The organism is Streptomyces physcomitrii (assembly GCF_012273655.1).
In the GTDB taxonomy this organism is placed as follows: domain Bacteria; phylum Actinomycetota; class Actinomycetes; order Streptomycetales; family Streptomycetaceae; genus Streptomyces; species Streptomyces physcomitrii.
Map to the genome: position 1 here is coordinate 162555 of NZ_JAAWWP010000005.1, position 16881 is coordinate 179435.

Sequence of the window (16881 nt, forward strand, 5' to 3'; positions counted from 1 at the left end):
CACCGCTCCGAACCAAGGACCCGCCATGGATGCGCTCACCCTGGGCATCGGCGTACTCGCCGCCGTCGTCCTGTTCCTCGCCCTCGCCGTCTTCCTCGTCGTCAGCAGACTGTTCCGCAAGGTGGAGCAGGGCAAGGCGCTGATCGTCTCCAAGATGCGCAAGGTCGATGTGACCTTCACCGGGCAGGTCGTGCTGCCGGTGCTGCACAAGGCCGAGGTGATGGACATCTCGGTGAAGACCATCGACATCACCCGCAGCGGCCGGGACGGGCTGATCTGCCGGGACAACATCCGCGCCGACATCCGCATCTCCTTCTTCGTCCGGGTCAACAAGACCGTGGAGGACGTGGTGAAGGTGGCGCAGGCCATCGGCACCGCGCGGGCCAGCGACAAGGCCATCCTGCAGGAGCTGTTCAACGCCAAGTTCTCCGAGGCGCTGAAGACGGTCGGCAAGCAGATGGACTTCTCCGACCTCTACACCAAGCGCGACGAGCTGCGCGACCGCATCATCCAGGTCATCGGCACCGACCTCAACGGCTACAGCCTGGAGGACGCGGCGATCGACTACCTGGAGCAGACCCCGCTCGCCCAGCTGGACCCCTCCAACGTCCTGGACGCGCAGGGCATCCGCAAGATCACCGAGCTGACCGCGGTCGAGCATGTGCGCACCAACGAGTACCAGCGCAACGAGGAAAAGGAGATCACCCGGCAGAACGTCGACGCCCGGGAGGCCATCCTCGAACTCGAACGCCGCCAGGCCGACGCCGAGATCAAGCAGAAGCGCGAGATCGACACCGTACGGGCCCGCGAGGAGGCCGAGACCGCCCGCGTCGTCGAGGAGGAGCGGCTGCGCGCGCAGACCGCCTTCCTGCACACCGAGGAGCAGCTCGGCGTGCAGCGCGAGAACCAGGCCCGCGAGGTGGCCGTCGCCGCGAAGAACCGCGAGCGGGTCATCGCGGTGGAGAACGAGCGGATCGAGAAGGACCGCGTCCTGGAGGTCATCGCCCGCGACCGGGAGACCGAACTGACCCGGATCTCCGCCGAGAAGGAGGTCGAGGCGCAGAAGCGGGAGATCGCCGAGGTGGTACGGGAGCGGGTGGCCGTGGACCGCACGGTCGCCGAGCAGGAGGAGTCCATCAAGAAGCTGCGGGCCGTGGAGGAGGCCGAGCGGCAGCGGCAGGCGGTCGTCATCGCCGCCGAGGCCGAGGCGCAGGAGCGGCTGGTCAAGGACATCAAGGCGGCGGAAGCGGCGGAGCAGGCGGCCGCCCACCGCGCCGCCGAGGAACTCACCCTGGCCGAGGCCCGGTTGAAGTCCTCCGACCTCGACGCCCGGGCCAAGCTGCGGCTCGCCGAGGGCGTCCAGGCCGAGTCCGCCGCCGAGGGCCTCGCGCGGGTGCAGGTGCGCGAGAAGGAGGCGGACGCCATCGCCAAGACCGGCGAGGCCGAGGCCCGGGCCACCGAGGCGCGGCTGCGCGCGGAGGCCGAGGGGGCGCGCAGCCGGGCGCTCGCCGAGGCCGAGGGGGTCAGCAGCAAACTCAAGGCGGAGGCGGCCGGACTCACCGAGAAGGCCGCGGCGATGGCCGCCCTCGACGAGGCCTCCCGCGGGCACGAGGAGTACCGGCTGCGCCTGGAGGCCGACAAGGAGGTCCGGCTCGCCGGTCTCGACGCCCAGCGGCAGGTCGCCGAGGCGCAGGCCGCGGTGCTCTCGACCGGTCTGGAGAACGCCGACATCAGCATCGTCGGCGGCGAGTCGGTCTTCTTCGACCGCCTGGTCGGCTCGGTCTCGCTCGGCAAGGGCGTGGACGCCTTCCTCGACAGCTCCCGGACCGCGCGGACCCTCGCGGGCCCCTGGCTGGACGGCACCGCCAGCTTCACCGAGGACCTCGGCCGCGTCCTCAGCGGCGTCTCCACCGCCGATGTGCAGAACATGACGGTCTCCGCGCTCCTGCTGAAGCTGCTGAAGTCCGGCGGCGCCGACTCCGGACGGCTGGACCAACTCCTCCAGCGCGCGGGTGAGTTGGGCCTCGCGGACATGCCCATCGGCGAAGTCGGCGGCACGGTGCGGACCTGACCCCCTGCCCGGGCCGCCACGGGGGCGGCCCGGGCTCCCCGAGACGAAGGAAGGCTGGCCAGGATGGCACGGGGCACGGAACCCGCCACGGACACCGGCAGGCAGGCGGACACCGGTACGCGACCCGGTACGGATACGGAAGCGGGCGCGGGTACGGGTACGGGCGCAGACGCGGGTACGGGCGCGGGTACGGCGGCGCCCCCCGCACCCGGCGCGGGCCCGGCCCCCGGCGAGGACACCGGCGCCTACGAGGTGCTGCGCGCCCGCCTCGACGCGGAGGCCGCCGAACTCGCGCGCCGCGCCGAGGAGTTGAACGAGCGCCGGACCGCCGAGTTCGGCGAGACCCGGCTCGCCCTGACCGGCACCGGCGACCTGCGCACCCCGGAGAACTGCGCCCCCGCCGATCTGGTGGCGGTCGGCGGGGCCCTGCTGCTCGGCCACCACGGCGCCCGGCGCGGCGGCGGCGACGCGGTCCCCGGCGACGTCTTCGCCCTCTACGACCGGCAGTTGGCGCCGCTGCCCGCCTCGGCGGTGCCCGGACTCCTCGACGACCCCGCCTTCGTACGGGAGTTCGCGGCCCTGCACCGCTACTTCCGGGGCACCCGGCTGCTGCGCCTGGTGCGCACCGAGGGCAGGCTGCTCGCGGTCTTCCGCACCGGCGAGGCGGCGGGCGATGTCCGGGTGCTGCGCTGGTCGCTCACCGCCGCGGGCGAGGCCTCCTTCCTGGACGCCCAGGGCGAGCGCGACCGACTCCCCGCCGAGCCCTACGACTTCACCTGGCAGGTGCCCGGCCGCGAGCACCATGTGCCCGGCCGCCACCCGCACATCGGCGTCGAGGACCTGGTCTGGGTCGGCACCACCGGCGGCCTGCTCACCGTCAAGACCCGCGACGACACCACCGACCAGCGGGCCGAGTACAGCGAGCCGGTCGAGGAGCCGCTCCAGTCGCTCGCCGACGCCGAGATCGCCTACGCCCGCGTCGGTGTCCTGCTGCTCCTCAGGGTGCGCCCCTACAAGGAGCGTGCCGACCGCCACCTGGTCTTCCACACCCTCACCGGCGAGGTGCTGCGCCTCGACGGGATCGGCCAGTCCTGCCGCCGCCTGCCCGAGGACCAGGGCATCGTCTTCCCCGGCGGATATGTGCCGGCCACCGGCGCGCACAAGGTCTTCGGCACCGGCACCGGCGACCTCCGCTTCGTCCGCCTGGTGCGCTCCCCCTACGGCGAGGACGTGCTCTACGTCTTCCGCGACGAGGAGCGCGGCCGCGAACTCCTGCTGCCCTACAACCTCATCCGCAAGCAGCTCGCCACCCCGCTGGAGTGCCACGGCCACGCCCTCTTCGACGACGGCACCCTGGTCACCTCGCGGGCCGCGGGCGAGGAGGGCGCCCGCGTCCACCCGGTGCAGCTGTGGCGCACGCCCTTCGTCGCGGACACCTTCGCCGCCGCCCGGCCCGCGGGCTCGGGACCGCTCGCCCGGATCGGCAACGCCGACCTGGTGTCCGGTATCGCCGACTGCCTCTCGCTGACCCGCGCCGTCGCGGAGTCCTCGGGCACGGCCTCCGGCTACGAGGCGCTGGCCGCCGACTGCACCGCCGCCGCGGACCGCCACCACTGGCTGGCCGAGCCCGAACTCGGCGCGCTCGCCGAGCCCTTGGAGCGGCTGCGGGTCACCGCCGGGCAGGTGCTCGCCGAGTTCGCGACCGTACGCGAGCTGACCCGGCAGGCAGCCGAGGAGCTCGCCGGGACCGAGCGGGAGATCACCGCGGTGGTCCGGCGGCTGCGCGGCGAGAGCCCGCGGGAGGCCACCGCCTGGGTCGACGGGCTGACCGCGCTGCGCCGCGCCCGCGGCCGCCTGCTGACCCTGAAGGACCTGCGCTACGCCGACCGCGCGCGCATCGCCGCCCTCGACGCCCGCACCGAGGAGGACCTCGCCGGATTCGGCCGCCGCGCCACCGCCTCCCTCGCCCGCGCCGACGCCTTCGCCTCCGCGCACGCCGAACTCGCCGCCCTGGACGGGGAGATCGCGGCGGCGGCCACCGTCGCCGCCACCGAGCCGCTCGCCACCCGCCTCGACGCACTCACCGCCGGGCTGCAGACGGTCACCGAGGTCCTCGCCTCCCTGGGCACCTCCGACGCCACCGTGCGCACCGCCGTCCTGGAGCGCCTCGCGGAGGTCTCCGCGGGGGTCAACCGCGGCCGGGCCGCCCTCGACGCCCGCCGCCGCGCCCTCGGCAGCACCGAGCAACGGGCGGAGTTCGCCGCCGAGTTCGCCCTGCTCGGGCAGTCGGTGACGGCCGCGCTCGCCACCGCGCACACCCCCGAGGACTGCGAGCGGCAGCTCGCCGGGATGCTCCTGCACGTGGAGAACCTGGAGTCCCGCTTCACCTCCTCCGCGGACTTCCTCACCGAACTCGACGCCAAACGCACCGAGATCCACGAAGCCTTCTCCGCCCGCAAGCAGAGCCTCGCCGACGCCCGCGCCCGGCACGCCGCCCGGCTCGCCCAGAGCGCGGCGCGGGTCCTGGAGACCGTGGGCCGCCGCGCCTCGGCGCTCAAGGGCCCCGAGGAGGTGGCCACCTGGTTCGTCTCCGACCCGATGGCCGCCAAGGTCCGCCGCACCGCCGCCGAACTGCGCGAGCTGGGCGAGCAGGCCCGCGCCCAGGAACTCGACGGGCAGCTGGAGTCCGCCCGCCGGGCCGCCCTGCGCGCGGTCCGCGACCGCGGTGACCTGGGCGCCGCCGGTGGTGCCCAAGTCCGCCTGGGCAGGCACCTGTTCGCGGTCAACTCCCAGCCGCTCGACCTGACCCTGGTGCCGCGGGAGGAGGGCCTGGTGCTCAGCCTCACCGGCACCGACTGGACCGCCCCCGTCACCGACCCGGACTTCCTCGCCACCCGGCACCTGTGGGACCGCCCGCTGCCCTCCGAGTCACCGGCCGTCTACCGCGCCGAATACCTCGCGGTACGCCTCTTCGAGACCCACGGCCCCGCCGCACTGGCCGCCGCCGACCTGCCCGGGCTCGTCCGCGCCGCCGCCGAGGAGGCCTACGACGAGGGCTATGCGCGCGGGGTCCACGACCACGACGCGGCCCTGATCCTCGCCGCCCTGCTGCGGCTGCACGAGCAGGCGGGGGTGCTGCGCCACGAACCCGCCGCCCGCGCCCGCGCCCAGCTGCACTGGGCGCACCGGACCACACCCGCCGCACGCGCGGACCTCACCCGCCGCGCCCGCTCGCTGGCCCGCGCCCGGGAGGCCTTCGGCCCCGGCCCGGCCCTCGACGCCTTCCGCGCCGAACTCACCGCGGCGATCCGCGCGGGGGAGGACGAGGGGGCCGCGGCCCCGGACGGCGGGGCGGGCGACGGTGCCGCGCGGGCCGCCGCGTACCTCTTCGAGGAGCTGACCGGCGGACCGGAGGGCTTCGTGCTCAGCGCCCGGGCCCGCACCCTCCTGGAGAAGTTCCGGCGCGGCCTCGGCACCCCGGCCTACGAGGAGGACCTGGCCGCGCTCGACAGACTGACGGACCGTCACCAGCTGGTCGAGGCCTGGCTCTTTGCCTGGGTGCACAGCAGCGGCGAGGATCTCGACCCCGGCGACCTCGCCGAGGCGGTGGCCGCCGAACTCTGCCCGGAGCTGGTCCGGCACCCCGGCGAGGCCCCGCTCACCGAGACGGTGACCGGGCTGCGCGGCGCCCATCCCCGCGTCGACGAGGGCGCCTTGCCCCTGCGTCTCGACGAACTCCTGGCCCGGGTGGGCGAGTTCACGGCCCGCGAGGTCCCGGAGTACCGCGCCTATCAGCGCCGCCGCACCCAACTCGTGGCCAGGGAAAGGGAGAAGCTCCGCCTCGGCGAGTTCCGCCCGCGGGTGCTCTCCACCTTCGTCCGCGGCCGCCTGGTCGACGAGGTCTACCTCCCGCTGATCGGCGACGGCCTCGCCAAACAGCTCGGCACGGTGGACGGCAGCGGCGGCGCGGGCACCGGCGGCCTGCTGATGCTGGTCTCCCCGCCCGGCTACGGCAAGACCACCTTGCTGGAGTACGTCGCCGAACGCCTCGGCCTGGTTCTGGTGCGTATCAGCGGCCCCGCCCTCGGCGACGCGGTCACCTCCCTCGACCCGGCCGAGGCACCGGGCGCGGCGGCCCGCCAGGAGGTCGAGAAGATCAACTTCGCCCTGGCGGCGGGCAGCAACACCCTCCTGTACCTGGACGACATCCAGCACACCTCCCCGCGGTTCCTGGAGAAGTTCATCCCGCTGTGCGACGCCACCCGCCGCATCGAGGGCGTACGGGACGGGCAGCCGCGCACCTACGACCTGCGCGGCAAGCGGTTCGCGGTCTGCATGGCCGGCAATCCGTACACCGCCTCCGGGGCGCGCTTCCAGGTCCCCGACATGCTCGCCAACCGGGCCGACGTCTGGAACCTCGGCGAGGTCCTCACCGGCAAGGAGGAGGTCTTCGCCCGCAGCTTCGTGGAGAACGCCCTCACCGCCCACCCGGTCCTCGCCCCGCTCGCCGAACGCGACCGCCCGGAGCTGGACCGGCTGCTGCGACTGGCCTCGGGGAGCGCCGGTGACCCCGGCACAAGCGCGGCCGACGGCCTCCCGGCGGACCCCGCCGCGGTGGACGCCCTCGCGGACGGGGCCGCGCTCTCGCTGCCGCCCGCCGAGGTGGAGCAGATCCTCGCCGTGCTGCGGCTGCTGCTGCGCGCCCGGGAGACGGTCCTCGCAGTCAACGGGGCCTATCTCGCCTCGGCCGTGCAGAGCGACCGGACCCGGAGCCGGCCGCCCTTCCGACTCCAGGGCTCGTACCGGAACATGAACCGGATCGCCCAGCGCATCCAGCCGGTGATGAACACCCGCGAACTCGACGCCCTCGTCGGCGACCACTACACCGCGGAGGCCCAGACCCTCACCACCGGCGCCGAGGCCAACCTGCTGCACCTGGCCGCCCTGCGCGGCACCCTCAGCCCCGAACAGGCGGCCCGCTGGGAGGAGTTGTGCGCCGCCTGGCGGGCGGGCGGCCGAGGCGGGGAGGGTGAACCGCTGGCCCGCGCGGTCGCCGCCCTGGACCGACTCGCCGACCGCCTCGGGGCGATCGAGTCGGTCCTGGGCCGGGCGATGACCGGCGGCGACTCAAGGAGGGTGGAAACAGGGGGAGTTGACGGGTCCTGAGGCCGTACCGGAGGCGAGCGGCTCAAGCGGGCGGCGCCGGGGACCAGACGCCCATCCACTGCTCGGCGCCCCACTCCTCGAACCGCCGGACCTCGGTGAAGCCGAGCCTCGCCGCGAGGCGCATCGACCGGGCGTTGGCGCTCTGGGTGCAGAGCACCACCGGCTCACCGGGACGCGTCTCGGCGAACCAGCCGAGCACCGCCGCGCAGGCCTCGGCGGCGAACCCGTACCCCCATGCCTCCGGCAGGAGCAGATAGCCGAGTTCGGCCTCCCCGGCGTCCGGACGGACCCGGCTGCGGTGCTCCGCGTCGCGCCGGCCCAGTTCGACGGTCCCGATCATCGCCCCCTCATGCTCGACCACGAAGAGCCCGGGGCGTCTCCCGGGCGTCTCGGGCAGCGCGCGCTCGCACTCCGCGCGGGTGCGGTGGCCGCCCGTGTAGGCGCCCACCTCGGGCGAGCTGAACAGTGCGACGAACGCCGCGCGGTCCCGGGCCTCGGGTGCCCGGAGCACCAGCCGCCCGGTCCTGATCACCGGTGCCTCCCTCATCGGGCCGGCACCGCTTCCCCGGCCCGCACCGGACCCGTAGACCGCCGCACCACCAGGGACAGGGGCAGCAGTACGGACTCGGCCGTCTCGTCCGCCGGGACGGGTGCGCTGAGGCGGGAGAGCAGGAGGCGGGCCGCCTGGGCGCCGCAGTCGTACTGGGGGACCCGGACCGTGGTCAGGGACGGGGTGAGCCTGTCCACGAAGGGCATGTCGTTGAAGCCGACGACGCTGAGGTCCTCGGGGCAGCGCAGCCCCCGGGCGGCCAAGGTCTCGAAGCAGCCGAGGGCCAGCAGGTCGTTCGCGGCCAGCAGGGCGGTGAACCCCGGTGCGGAGTCGAGGAGTTCGGCGGTGCAGCGGGCGCCCTCCTCGGTGCGGTAGGAGGCCGCGAGGGCGACCGGGCAGCCCGCCGCGTCGAGGCCGAGCGCCGCGGTCTCCCGGCGGAAGGCGTCGAGCCGGGCGGCTCCGGTGGGCGTGCCGGCGGGCCCCGCGAGGTGGGCGATGCGCCGGTGGCCGAGCGCGTGCAGATGGGCCACCGCCTGCCGGATGCCGTCCGTGTCGTCGCCCGCGACACCGGGGACGCACAGCACCGGCTCGACGCGGTTGACCAGGACCACCGGCACCCCGGCCGCGACCAGGGCGAGCACGACGGGGTCCGCACGCCGGGCCGAGGCCAGGATCAGCCCGTCGACCTGGCGGGCCCGCAGGCTCGCGACCTGGCGGCGCTCCCGTTCCGGGTCGTCGTCGGTGTTGGCGATCAGGACGTTGAAACCGGCCTCGGCGGCGACGTCCTCGATGCCCCGGAGGATCGGCGGGAACAGCGGGTTGGCGATGTCGGGGACCAGGGCGCCCAGCGACTGCGTACGGCTCGTCTTCAGGCTGCGGGCAAGGGAGTTGGGCACATAGCCGAGCTGCTCGGCGGCGTGCCGCACCCGGCGCGCGGTCGCCTCGTTCACCAGGTGCTCCATGTCCGGGTTCATGGCCCGCGAGGCCGTACCCGGGTGCACCCCGGCCATCCGGGCGATGTCGCGCAGGGTCGCGCCCACAACTGTTCTCCTTGCCGTCGAGGGTCCAGGACGTCAGAACCTCGGGGCACCCATTGCCGCAACGTTTCGTCACCGCACGGCGACTCTCGGTCCCGTCCATATGCCGGACCAGCATGGCCGGTGCGGCGGTACCCGCGGGCGGCTGAGCGCCGGGCCTGGCCGGGAGCTTTCGCGTGCTGGCTCGAATACCGCGCTTGTACTCCGGTTTCCGCCGGTTTCCGCGGCGCGGGGCGGGTGGCCCGCGCGGGCCACCGCGGCCGGGAGCGACCTGAGGCGCCAGGTCCGCCGCTTGCGCCCCCGCCCATACTGTCCCCATGACCAGCCAGGACCCGCCCTCATGACCAGCCAGGACCCGCCTTCCCCGGAGGAGCGGTCCCGGGACGAGGGGTCCCGGGACGAGCGGTCCCAGGTCGAGCCGTCCCCGGAGTCCTCCTCCCGGGACCGGCGATCCGGGGATCCTCGATCCCAGGACCCCGCACCCCAGGACCCGCTGTCCCAGGACTCGCGATCCCGGTCTCGGCAGTCCCCGGACTCACCGTCCCGGGACCCGCGGTCCCAGGATCGGCAGCCCGAGGACCCGCCGTCCCCCGACTCACCACCCCAGGACCCGGCATCCCAGGACTCGCCACCCCAGGACCCGGCGTCCCAGGACTCACCGTCCCGGGCCCCGGTGCCTCCCGCCCCGCACTCCCCCGCCCCCAACACCCCACTGGCCACCGGCATCCCCCTGGGCCTGGCCTGCGGAGTGGCCCTCGGACTGACGCTCGGGCGGCTCGTCTTCGACGACACCATGCTCGGCCTCGGCCTCGGCATGGTGATCGGCCTGCTCTTCGGCGTCGCCCACGGCCAGTCCCGGCAGAACACCCGGGACACCGAGCACCTCCCGAACGCCCAGGGAACCCCGAACGCCCAGGACACCCGGCACACCCAGGACACCGCCACCCCGCACCAACGGCCCGGCGAGCACGACTCCCACCCCGGCGCGGAACCGCCTTCCGGCCGACCGGACTGAGCCCACCCGGCCGACCCCGCTGAGCCGCCCGGACCCCAGGACCGAGCCCACCAGGCGAGACCGGCCGCCCCAGCCCCGACTGCCCCGGCCCCCGCCCCGGCGCGCCGCTCCCCCGCCGCCGCCCGGGCCGGAGGGACGATGGCAGGCCCTGCCCCGTTCGCGGGGCGCCCCTGCCCAGGAGCCCAAGTGACCACCGAGATCTGCCTGTTCACCGCGGACCTGCGGCTGCACGACAACCCGGTCCTGCACGCGGCCGTGCGCGGCGCCGACTCCGTCGTCCCCCTCTTCGTCTACGACCGCGGGGTGCGCGACGCCGGTTTCGCCGCCCCGAACCGGCGGGCCTTCCTCGCGGACTGCCTGGCCGACCTGGACGCCGGGCTGCGCGCCCGCGGCGGGCGCCTGGTGGTGCGCGAGGGCGAGGTGGTGCGCGAGGTGTGCACCCTGGCCCGGCGCACCGGCGCGCGCGCCGTGCACGTGGCGGCGGGCAGCAGCGGCTACGCCCAGCGCCGCGAGGAGCGGCTGCGTGCAGCCCTGGCGGAACAGGACCGCCTGCTGCACGTCCACGAGGCGGTGACCACCGTGCTGCCGCCGGGCGAGGTCCTCCCCCAGGGCAAGGACCACTTCGCCGTCTTCACCCCGTACTTCCGGCGCTGGACGGCGACCGCGCCGCGCGAGACCGTGCCGCTGCCGCGCTCCGTGCACGTACCGGACAGCGCCGTCTCGCACCGCCTCGAAGACCGCGCGGACGTGTCCGGCACCTCCCCGGGCCTCGCCAAGGGCGGCGAGAAGGAGGCGCGGCGCAGGCTCACCCGCTGGCTCGGCGAGCCGCTCGACGGCTACGCCGAGCACGCCGACGAACTGGACGGCGCCCCCACCTCCCGCCTCTCCCCGCACCTGCACTTCGGCACCCTCTCCCCGATCGAAGTGGCCGCGCGCGCACGGGAGTCGGGCTCGCCGGGCGCGGAGCCCTTCGTACGGCAGGTGGCCTGGCGGGACTTCAACCACCAGGTGCTCGCCGCCCGGCCGGCCGCCGCGCACGAGGACTACCGGCCGCGTCAGGACCACTGGCGCCGGGCGGAGGAGGAGGCCGAGGCCTGGCGGGCGGGCCGTACCGGCTTCCCGGTGGTCGACGCGGCGATGCGGCAGCTGCGGCACGAGGGCTGGATGCCGGGCCGCGCCCGTCTGCTGGTCGCGAGCTTCTTCAGCAAGACGCTCTATCTCGACTGGCGACTCGGCGCCCGGCACTTCCTGGACCTCCTGGTGGACGGCGACGTGGCCAACAACCAGCTCAACTGGCAGTGGGCGGCCGGCACCGGCACCGACACCCGCCCGGGCCGCGTCCTCAACCCGCTGACCCAGTCCAAGCGCTTCGACCCGGACGGCTCCTATGTACGGCGCTGGGTGCCCGAACTCGGCGGTCTGCGGCGGCCCGCGGTGCACGAGCCCTGGCGGCTGAGCGGCGCCGAGCGCTCCCGCCTGGACTACCCGGAGCCGCTGGTCGACCTCTCCGAGGGGCTGGCCCGCTTCCGCCGCGCCCGCGGCCTGGAGTGACGCGCGGCCCGGTGGCACCGCCGCCGCGCCCCGCCATTCGCGTTACTTGTCGTGTCGTCGCCCGAATTGGCCGTGACCGAGCGTGAGGGTCCGCGTTGTAGGGGGAGTACGCCCGCGCAGTGCGGCGTAAACATCGAAGGTCAAAGGAGTACGTGATGTCTCGCATCGCGAAGACGGCCGCGGTCGCGCTCGGCACGGGCGCGGTCATGCTCTCGGGCGCTGGTCTGGCGATGGCCGACGCGGGCGCCGAGGGCGTGGCCAAGCACTCCCCGGGTGTCCTCTCGGGCAACGTCGTCCAGATCCCGGTGAACATCCCGGTCAACGTCTGCGGCAACACCATCAACGTCATCGGCGCCCTGAACCCGGCCGTCGGCAACACCTGCGCCAACCTCGGCCACGAGAAGAAGCACGGCTACGGCGACTGACCGGCCCCCGCCCGCTTCACCGGCAGCACCGAAGCCCCCGTACCGCACGCACGAACGCGCGGTACGGGGGCTTCGCCGTGCCCGGCCCCGCTCCGGGCGGAAGGCGGGAGCGGGGCCGGGCACGGGGACGGAGGAGGCGGCGGCGCTACGCGTACCGGTAGACCCGGTCGTGGCGTTCCATGTCCGCCGGGGTGACGTCCCAGGGCGGCATCTTCTGGTGGGCGGTCAGGACCCGGCCCTCCTGGAGGTCGGCGGGGCCGAGCGGCTGGGCGGGCAGATAGCGGCCGCCGGGGTGGGCCTGCTGCCAGCGGGACCAGAGCAGGTCGATGAAGCTGTGGTGCAGCCAGAACACCGGGTCGTTGACGGAGGCGCCGCCGAGCATGTGCCCGCCGACCCAGCGGTGCACCCGGTTGTGGTTGCGCAGCGCGTTGCTGCCGAAACCTTCCGTCCAGCCCTCCAGCTTGTTGCGGAAGCCGCCGGGCGAGGTGGAGTCCCAGGGCTCGACGTCGTACGTGCCGTCGCGCAGGGCGGCGTCGACATCGCGGGCGGTGGGCAGGGCGACCGGGTCGCGCGGGTGCCCGAACTCACGGGTGAGGAACTCCCCGTCGGTCACGCTGTGCCGGATCCGCCAGCCGTTGCGGTAGGCGAAGGGGCCGGTGGTGACCTGCCGGTCGCCGCTGCGGCCGTTGCCGCCGAGCAGTTCCTCCGTCCACAGCGGGGAGCGGGCGGAGCGGTCGGCGGTCCAGTCCCAGTAGGGCACGCTCACCGCGGGGTCCGCGCGCCGCAGGGCCTCCTCGAATTCGAGCAGGAAGCGCCGGTGCCAGGGGAAGAAGGTCGGCGTCATATGGGCGAGGCGCAGTCCCTCGTCCCCGTCGGCGTTGTACTGGGCGATGTGCCGGGCGACGAACTCGTCGTACTGTCCACTGCGTTTGACCTTGAGCACCGCGGCGACGAAGCGCCGCTTCTCGGCGCGGCTGAGGTGCCGCTGGTTCTTGCGGACGTAGACCATGGGTGTCCCTTCGGGCGGCGGGCAGGGCTGGGCGGTGACGGGCGGGAGAGCCGGACCGGCGTGCGTGCCGGGGCGTACGCGCGGGCACGCGCATGCTTCGCGCGCGGGCACCCGGGTCGTACGTGCCGGGGCGCGCGGGTCCGGTGGTTCAGGCGAGGGCGGTGGTGCCCAGCTCCAGGACGGCGGCGCGGGCGGCGGCGCGGGGCGAGGGGTACGACTCGTAGTGGTCGAGCATGCTGAGCCAGGTGCCGTCGACGCGGCGCATCAGGTGCAGGGGGCGGCCGTCGACGGTGACGGCGGCCCGGCCGCCGGGCAGCGCGGTGGCCCGCAGGCGGCGCCCTCGGAAGGTCTCCTCGAACAGGATCTCGCCGTCCGGCTGCGGTCCGTGCTGGACGGCGACCGGCCGGGCCGCGCCGCCGCCCGGTGCCTGGACCGTGCCGTCCCCGGCGCTCTCCCCCCGGGTCAGGACGAGCGGGGAGAGCGCCCCGGCGACGCCGACGGCGGGCCCGGCCAGGAAGAGGGAGCGCAGGGCGGCCCGCCGGGTGGGCAGCCGGAGCGGCGGCCGCTCCGCTTCGGCGCCCGTTGCCGTGCGCCGCTTCCCGCCGGGTCTTCTGCCCTGGCCCGCAAGGGAGTTGGGGGTGGGCGCGGTGCCGTCGCCGGGGCCGCGGGCGGGCGGCGTGCCGCTGTCGCGGGGGGCCGTGGGCTGCGTACCGCTGTCGCGGGGGGCGGTGGGCGGCTGCGCGGTCGGTGAATCGGTGCGGTCTGCTCCGGGTCCTCGGCTCATCTGGCTGGTCCTCGTCTCGCTCGCTCGGGCGGGCGGTCAGGCGCGGGGCCTGTCCGTGCTCCGGCGAGCGAGTGGGATCAGCCGGTCCAGAAGTCCCACCAGCGGGTCAGGACGAGCATCCCGATCACGCCGATGTGCAGCACCGGAGCCACCCACGTGAACTCGCCGAAGAAGCTCCTCAGCCACCCCGGCGCGGGCAGCAGCCCGGCGCGCACGGTGAAAGAAGTCACGTACCAAAACATGATGATCGTGGCAATCCAGGCGAGAGAGCACCACAGACACAGGGCGTTGATCCGGTAGAGCGACTGGAACTGCAGCCAGGTGCAGAATCCGACTCCGAAGAGGGTGCCCGCGTTCAGGCCGAGCCAGTACCAGCGGGGGAAGGTGCTGCGGCCGAGCAGGGCGGCGCCGATGCCCATGACGATGCCGTAGGCGACCAGGCCGAGCATCGGGTTGGGGAAGCCGAAGGCGGCGGCCTGCTCGCTCTTCATGATGTTGCCGCAGGACACCACGGGGTTGAGGCTGCACCCCGGGGTGAAGTCCGGGTCTTCGAGCAGCTTGAACTTGTCGAGGGTGATCACCCAGGCGGCGAGGAGTCCGGCGGCCCCGGTGAGCAGCAGCATCAGCCCGAAGCCGGGTCCGGCGCCCGCGGTCACCCGCGCCGCGTCGGGCAGCGGCCCGTCCTGCCGCGCCCGTTCCCCGGCATGCCGCGCGCCGTGCGGGCCGACCCTGGTGTCCATACCTGCGCCGCCTCTTCCCTGCTTCTCGGTCCTGCTGCTCTGTCGTACTGCGCTGTCCGGCTGATCTGCCGTGCCGGTCCGCTGTGCTGGTCCGCCGTGCCGATCGGCCGTACCGACCCGCTGCGCCGTCGTCGTGCCGGTCCGTCGCGCTTCCCGGCCCGGGGCGCCCCGGCTGCTCGGTTCCGCCTGCGGCGCGCGGGGGTGTCACGCGCCGGGGCCGGTTCCCGGGGGTGGGGAACCGGCCCCGCTCCCGCACCGCGGGCGACCTCTCGCGGCGGTACGGGGTGGGTCGCGCCCGGGATCGCGGCGGCCACTGGTGCGGCGCGCGGTCGGGCGCGCGGGTGTCAGCCGCCGAGGGGCAGTCCGCCGAGCATCGGGGCGTTGCCGCCGCCGGAGTCGAGGCCGCCGGTGGCGCCGTTGAGGGCACCGGTCACGGAGCCGGCGCTCGACGGGTCGAGGGCGTTCGTGGAGACCGGGGAGTCGGCGAGCAGAGGCTGCTTGCTGACGGTGTCGGTCGCCAGGTCGGTGACGCCGGTGGGGACGAGTCCCGCGGCGAACGCCGGGGCTCCGGCACCCACCACGGCGAGAGAACCGGCGACGACAGCGGCAGCCTTGAGGGGCTTCATCATGATCCTTTCATCGGCGACGACCGTCGCCGGGCAGAGGGACACCCGGGCCACAACTCGCCCTCGGGTGTGCTTCGTTGTGGTTAACGAGCCCCGCACGGCTCAGAAACGAGCAACCGCGAATTTCCTGGACGCCCACCCGATTGACCGGGCGGGACGAAGGCGCCCCGGCCGCCTGCGAACCCCCGTGGCATGTGCCCGCGGCCTACCGGCCCGCGACCGGGCCCCGACCGGCATGCGGCCGGCCCGCGACCGGCGCTCGACCCCGCCCCCAAAAACGCGGAAGGCCGCGCACCCTCTTCGGGTGCGCGGCCCACAGCGCGAACTGCGGGAGCAGCTCAGTGGTTGACGCAGGTGTTGCCGGCGGCCGGGTTCAGCAGGCCGATCACGTTGATCGTGTTGCCGCAGACGTTCACCGGGACGTGGACCGGAACCTGGACGACGTTGCCCGAGAGGACACCGGGGGAGTGGGCGGCGCCGCCCTCGGCGCCGGAGGAGGCGCTGGCGAGGCCGGCGCTGCCGGCCACGGCGGCAGCAGCAACGGTGGAGAGGACGAGGGCCTTCGCAGTACGCGACATGGAGTGTTGCTCCTTGTGTTGATGGCAATCACCGGGGCGGGATGCCCGGCTCATGGACCAACGCCTGCGGCCCGAGGGAGTTCTGCGTCCATAGGGGTGATCCTTCTCCGCAACGCCTGACGAACACCGTCATCCGGAAGTGTGAGCGCGCACTCTGCACTGACCAACACACATTCTTTACAAGCCCGGAGAGCCGTCTAGGTCATGCGCCGTCCACTGGGTCCTGTACTGCGCCGCTCACTGCTGCCGCTGCTGCTGCTCGCCGCCTGTCCGGCGGCGCTGCCCGCCCCGGCCACGGCGGCCCCGCCCGCCCCCGCTCCCGCGGAGTCGCCCGCGCTCGCCTTCGCGCCCCGCTACCACACCGTGCAGCACGGCGGCCTGGTCCGGGCCGCGAACTCCGCCGTCTCCTGCCGGACCTCCGGGCCCACCGCGAAGCGGTGCCCCGCGGTGCGCGGCGGCCGGGCGGGCGGGGTCAACGGCGACTTCGACATGTTCTACACGGACGTGGACCGCGACCCGAACACGTACAACTCCAGCCGCGGCGAGGTGCGGCTGCCCGCCGGTTCGCGGGTGAGCTACGCCCGCCTGTACTGGGGCGGGAACCTGCTCGCCGGTGAGCAGAAGCCGCCGAAGGACAACGGGCGGGTGCTGTTCGCGGAGCCGGGCGGGGCCTACCGGGAGGTCCGCGCGGACAGCCGGACGGGGCACCGCGTCGCGGGCGGCATGGACGCCTTCCAGGCCTCCGCGGACGTCACCCGCCTGGTGCGCGCCGCCGGGCCGGGGCAGTACACCGTCGCCCAGGTCAATGTGGCCAGCGGCCGTTCGCGGGCCGGCACCTGGGGCGGCTGGACCCTCGTCGTCGCCTACGCGAACCCGCGGGAGCCGCGCCGCGAACTGGGCCTGTGGGACGGCTTCGTCGCCTTCGACGCCGCGCACCCGAGCCACACCGTGCCGCTCACCGGTGTCGCGGTGCCGAAGGGGGCGCGCGGGACGGCCGGGTTCGTCGCCTACAACGGGGACCGCGGCACCCGCGGGGACTCGCTGACGCTCTCCACCGGCCGCGGGCCCGGGGTGTCGCTGTCCGGCCCCGCCGACCCGGCCGACGACATCCTCAACTCCACGGTCTCCGGGCCCGGCGGGGCGCGCACGGCGCGTACGCCCGCGTACGACAACACGCTCGGCTACGACTCGGATGTCCTGGACGCCTCCGCGGCGCTCGCGCCCGGCGGTGACCGGCTCGGGGCCCGCTTCACCTCCCGCCGGGACGCGGCCTGGCTCGGGGCGTTCTTCCTCGCCGCCGACGCCGGGCGCTGACCGGGGCAGTACGGG

General features: G+C 74.6%; 13 protein-coding genes. 6 read left to right on the plus strand and 7 right to left on the minus strand.

From position 1 onward, the window contains the following. Positions 1 to 25 precede the first annotated feature (25 nt). Positions 26 to 2071: an SPFH domain-containing protein gene (locus tag HFV08_RS10475; RefSeq protein ID WP_168538154.1), complete on the plus strand. Its 2046-nt coding sequence runs from the start codon at positions 26 to 28 to the stop codon at positions 2069 to 2071. A 63-nt stretch (positions 2072 to 2134) separates the two neighbouring features. After that, positions 2135 to 7237: a DNA repair ATPase gene (locus tag HFV08_RS10480; RefSeq protein WP_168538156.1), complete on the plus strand. Its 5103-nt coding sequence runs from the start codon at positions 2135 to 2137 to the stop codon at positions 7235 to 7237. Positions 7238 to 7259: 22 nt separating this feature from the next. Here the strand turns inward: HFV08_RS10480 and HFV08_RS10485 are convergent, their stop codons facing one another. Both HFV08_RS10485 and HFV08_RS10490 read right to left on the minus strand, forming a co-directional pair. Next, entirely contained in the window at positions 7260 to 7784 is a 525-nt protein-coding gene (locus HFV08_RS10485) for a GNAT family N-acetyltransferase (protein WP_168538158.1), read from the minus strand. Beyond that, positions 7781 to 8827, minus strand: a complete 1047-nt coding sequence (locus HFV08_RS10490) for a LacI family DNA-binding transcriptional regulator (protein ID WP_210430133.1) — start codon at positions 8825 to 8827, stop codon at positions 7781 to 7783. Before HFV08_RS10490 ends, HFV08_RS10485 begins: the two co-directional genes overlap by 4 nt. Positions 8828 to 9497: 670 nt before the next feature. On the opposite strand from HFV08_RS10490, the gene HFV08_RS10495 reads away from it, so the two are divergent. From HFV08_RS10495 to HFV08_RS10505, 3 genes are all read left to right on the plus strand, one after another. After that, on the plus strand, positions 9498 to 9839 hold the full coding sequence (locus tag HFV08_RS10495) for a hypothetical protein (protein ID WP_168538160.1): 342 nt from the start codon (positions 9498 to 9500) through the stop codon (positions 9837 to 9839). Between the two features lie 186 nt (positions 9840 to 10025). Beyond that, entirely contained in the window at positions 10026 to 11390 is a 1365-nt protein-coding gene (locus HFV08_RS10500) for a cryptochrome/photolyase family protein (protein ID WP_168538162.1), read from the plus strand. A 155-nt stretch (positions 11391 to 11545) separates the two neighbouring features. Then, on the plus strand, positions 11546 to 11815 hold the full coding sequence (locus HFV08_RS10505; protein WP_168538164.1) for a chaplin: 270 nt from the start codon (positions 11546 to 11548) through the stop codon (positions 11813 to 11815). 145 nt (positions 11816 to 11960) lie between these two features. Here the strand turns inward: HFV08_RS10505 and HFV08_RS10510 are convergent, their stop codons facing one another. From HFV08_RS10510 to HFV08_RS10530, 5 genes are all read right to left on the minus strand, one after another. Beyond that, on the minus strand, positions 11961 to 12824 hold the full coding sequence (locus HFV08_RS10510) for a tyrosinase family protein (RefSeq protein ID WP_168538166.1): 864 nt from the start codon (positions 12822 to 12824) through the stop codon (positions 11961 to 11963). Between the two features lie 148 nt (positions 12825 to 12972). After that, positions 12973 to 13608: a tyrosinase family oxidase copper chaperone gene (locus HFV08_RS32320; protein ID WP_168538168.1), complete on the minus strand. Its 636-nt coding sequence runs from the start codon at positions 13606 to 13608 to the stop codon at positions 12973 to 12975. 77 nt (positions 13609 to 13685) lie between these two features. After that, positions 13686 to 14231 (minus strand): vitamin K epoxide reductase family protein, encoded by a 546-nt coding sequence (locus HFV08_RS10520; RefSeq protein ID WP_246341661.1) that lies wholly within the window; start codon positions 14229 to 14231, stop codon positions 13686 to 13688. Between the two features lie 461 nt (positions 14232 to 14692). Continuing rightward, a complete protein-coding gene (locus HFV08_RS10525) occupies positions 14693 to 14977 on the minus strand; it encodes a hypothetical protein (protein WP_312885502.1) in 285 nt (94 codons plus the stop codon). A 335-nt stretch (positions 14978 to 15312) separates the two neighbouring features. Beyond that, a complete protein-coding gene (locus HFV08_RS10530; protein WP_168538172.1) occupies positions 15313 to 15552 on the minus strand; it encodes a chaplin in 240 nt (79 codons plus the stop codon). Positions 15553 to 15756: 204 nt separating this feature from the next. On the opposite strand from HFV08_RS10530, the gene HFV08_RS10535 reads away from it, so the two are divergent. Continuing rightward, positions 15757 to 16866, plus strand: a complete 1110-nt coding sequence (locus tag HFV08_RS10535; RefSeq protein ID WP_168538174.1) for a DUF3344 domain-containing protein — start codon at positions 15757 to 15759, stop codon at positions 16864 to 16866. Positions 16867 to 16881: the final 15 nt, after the last annotated feature.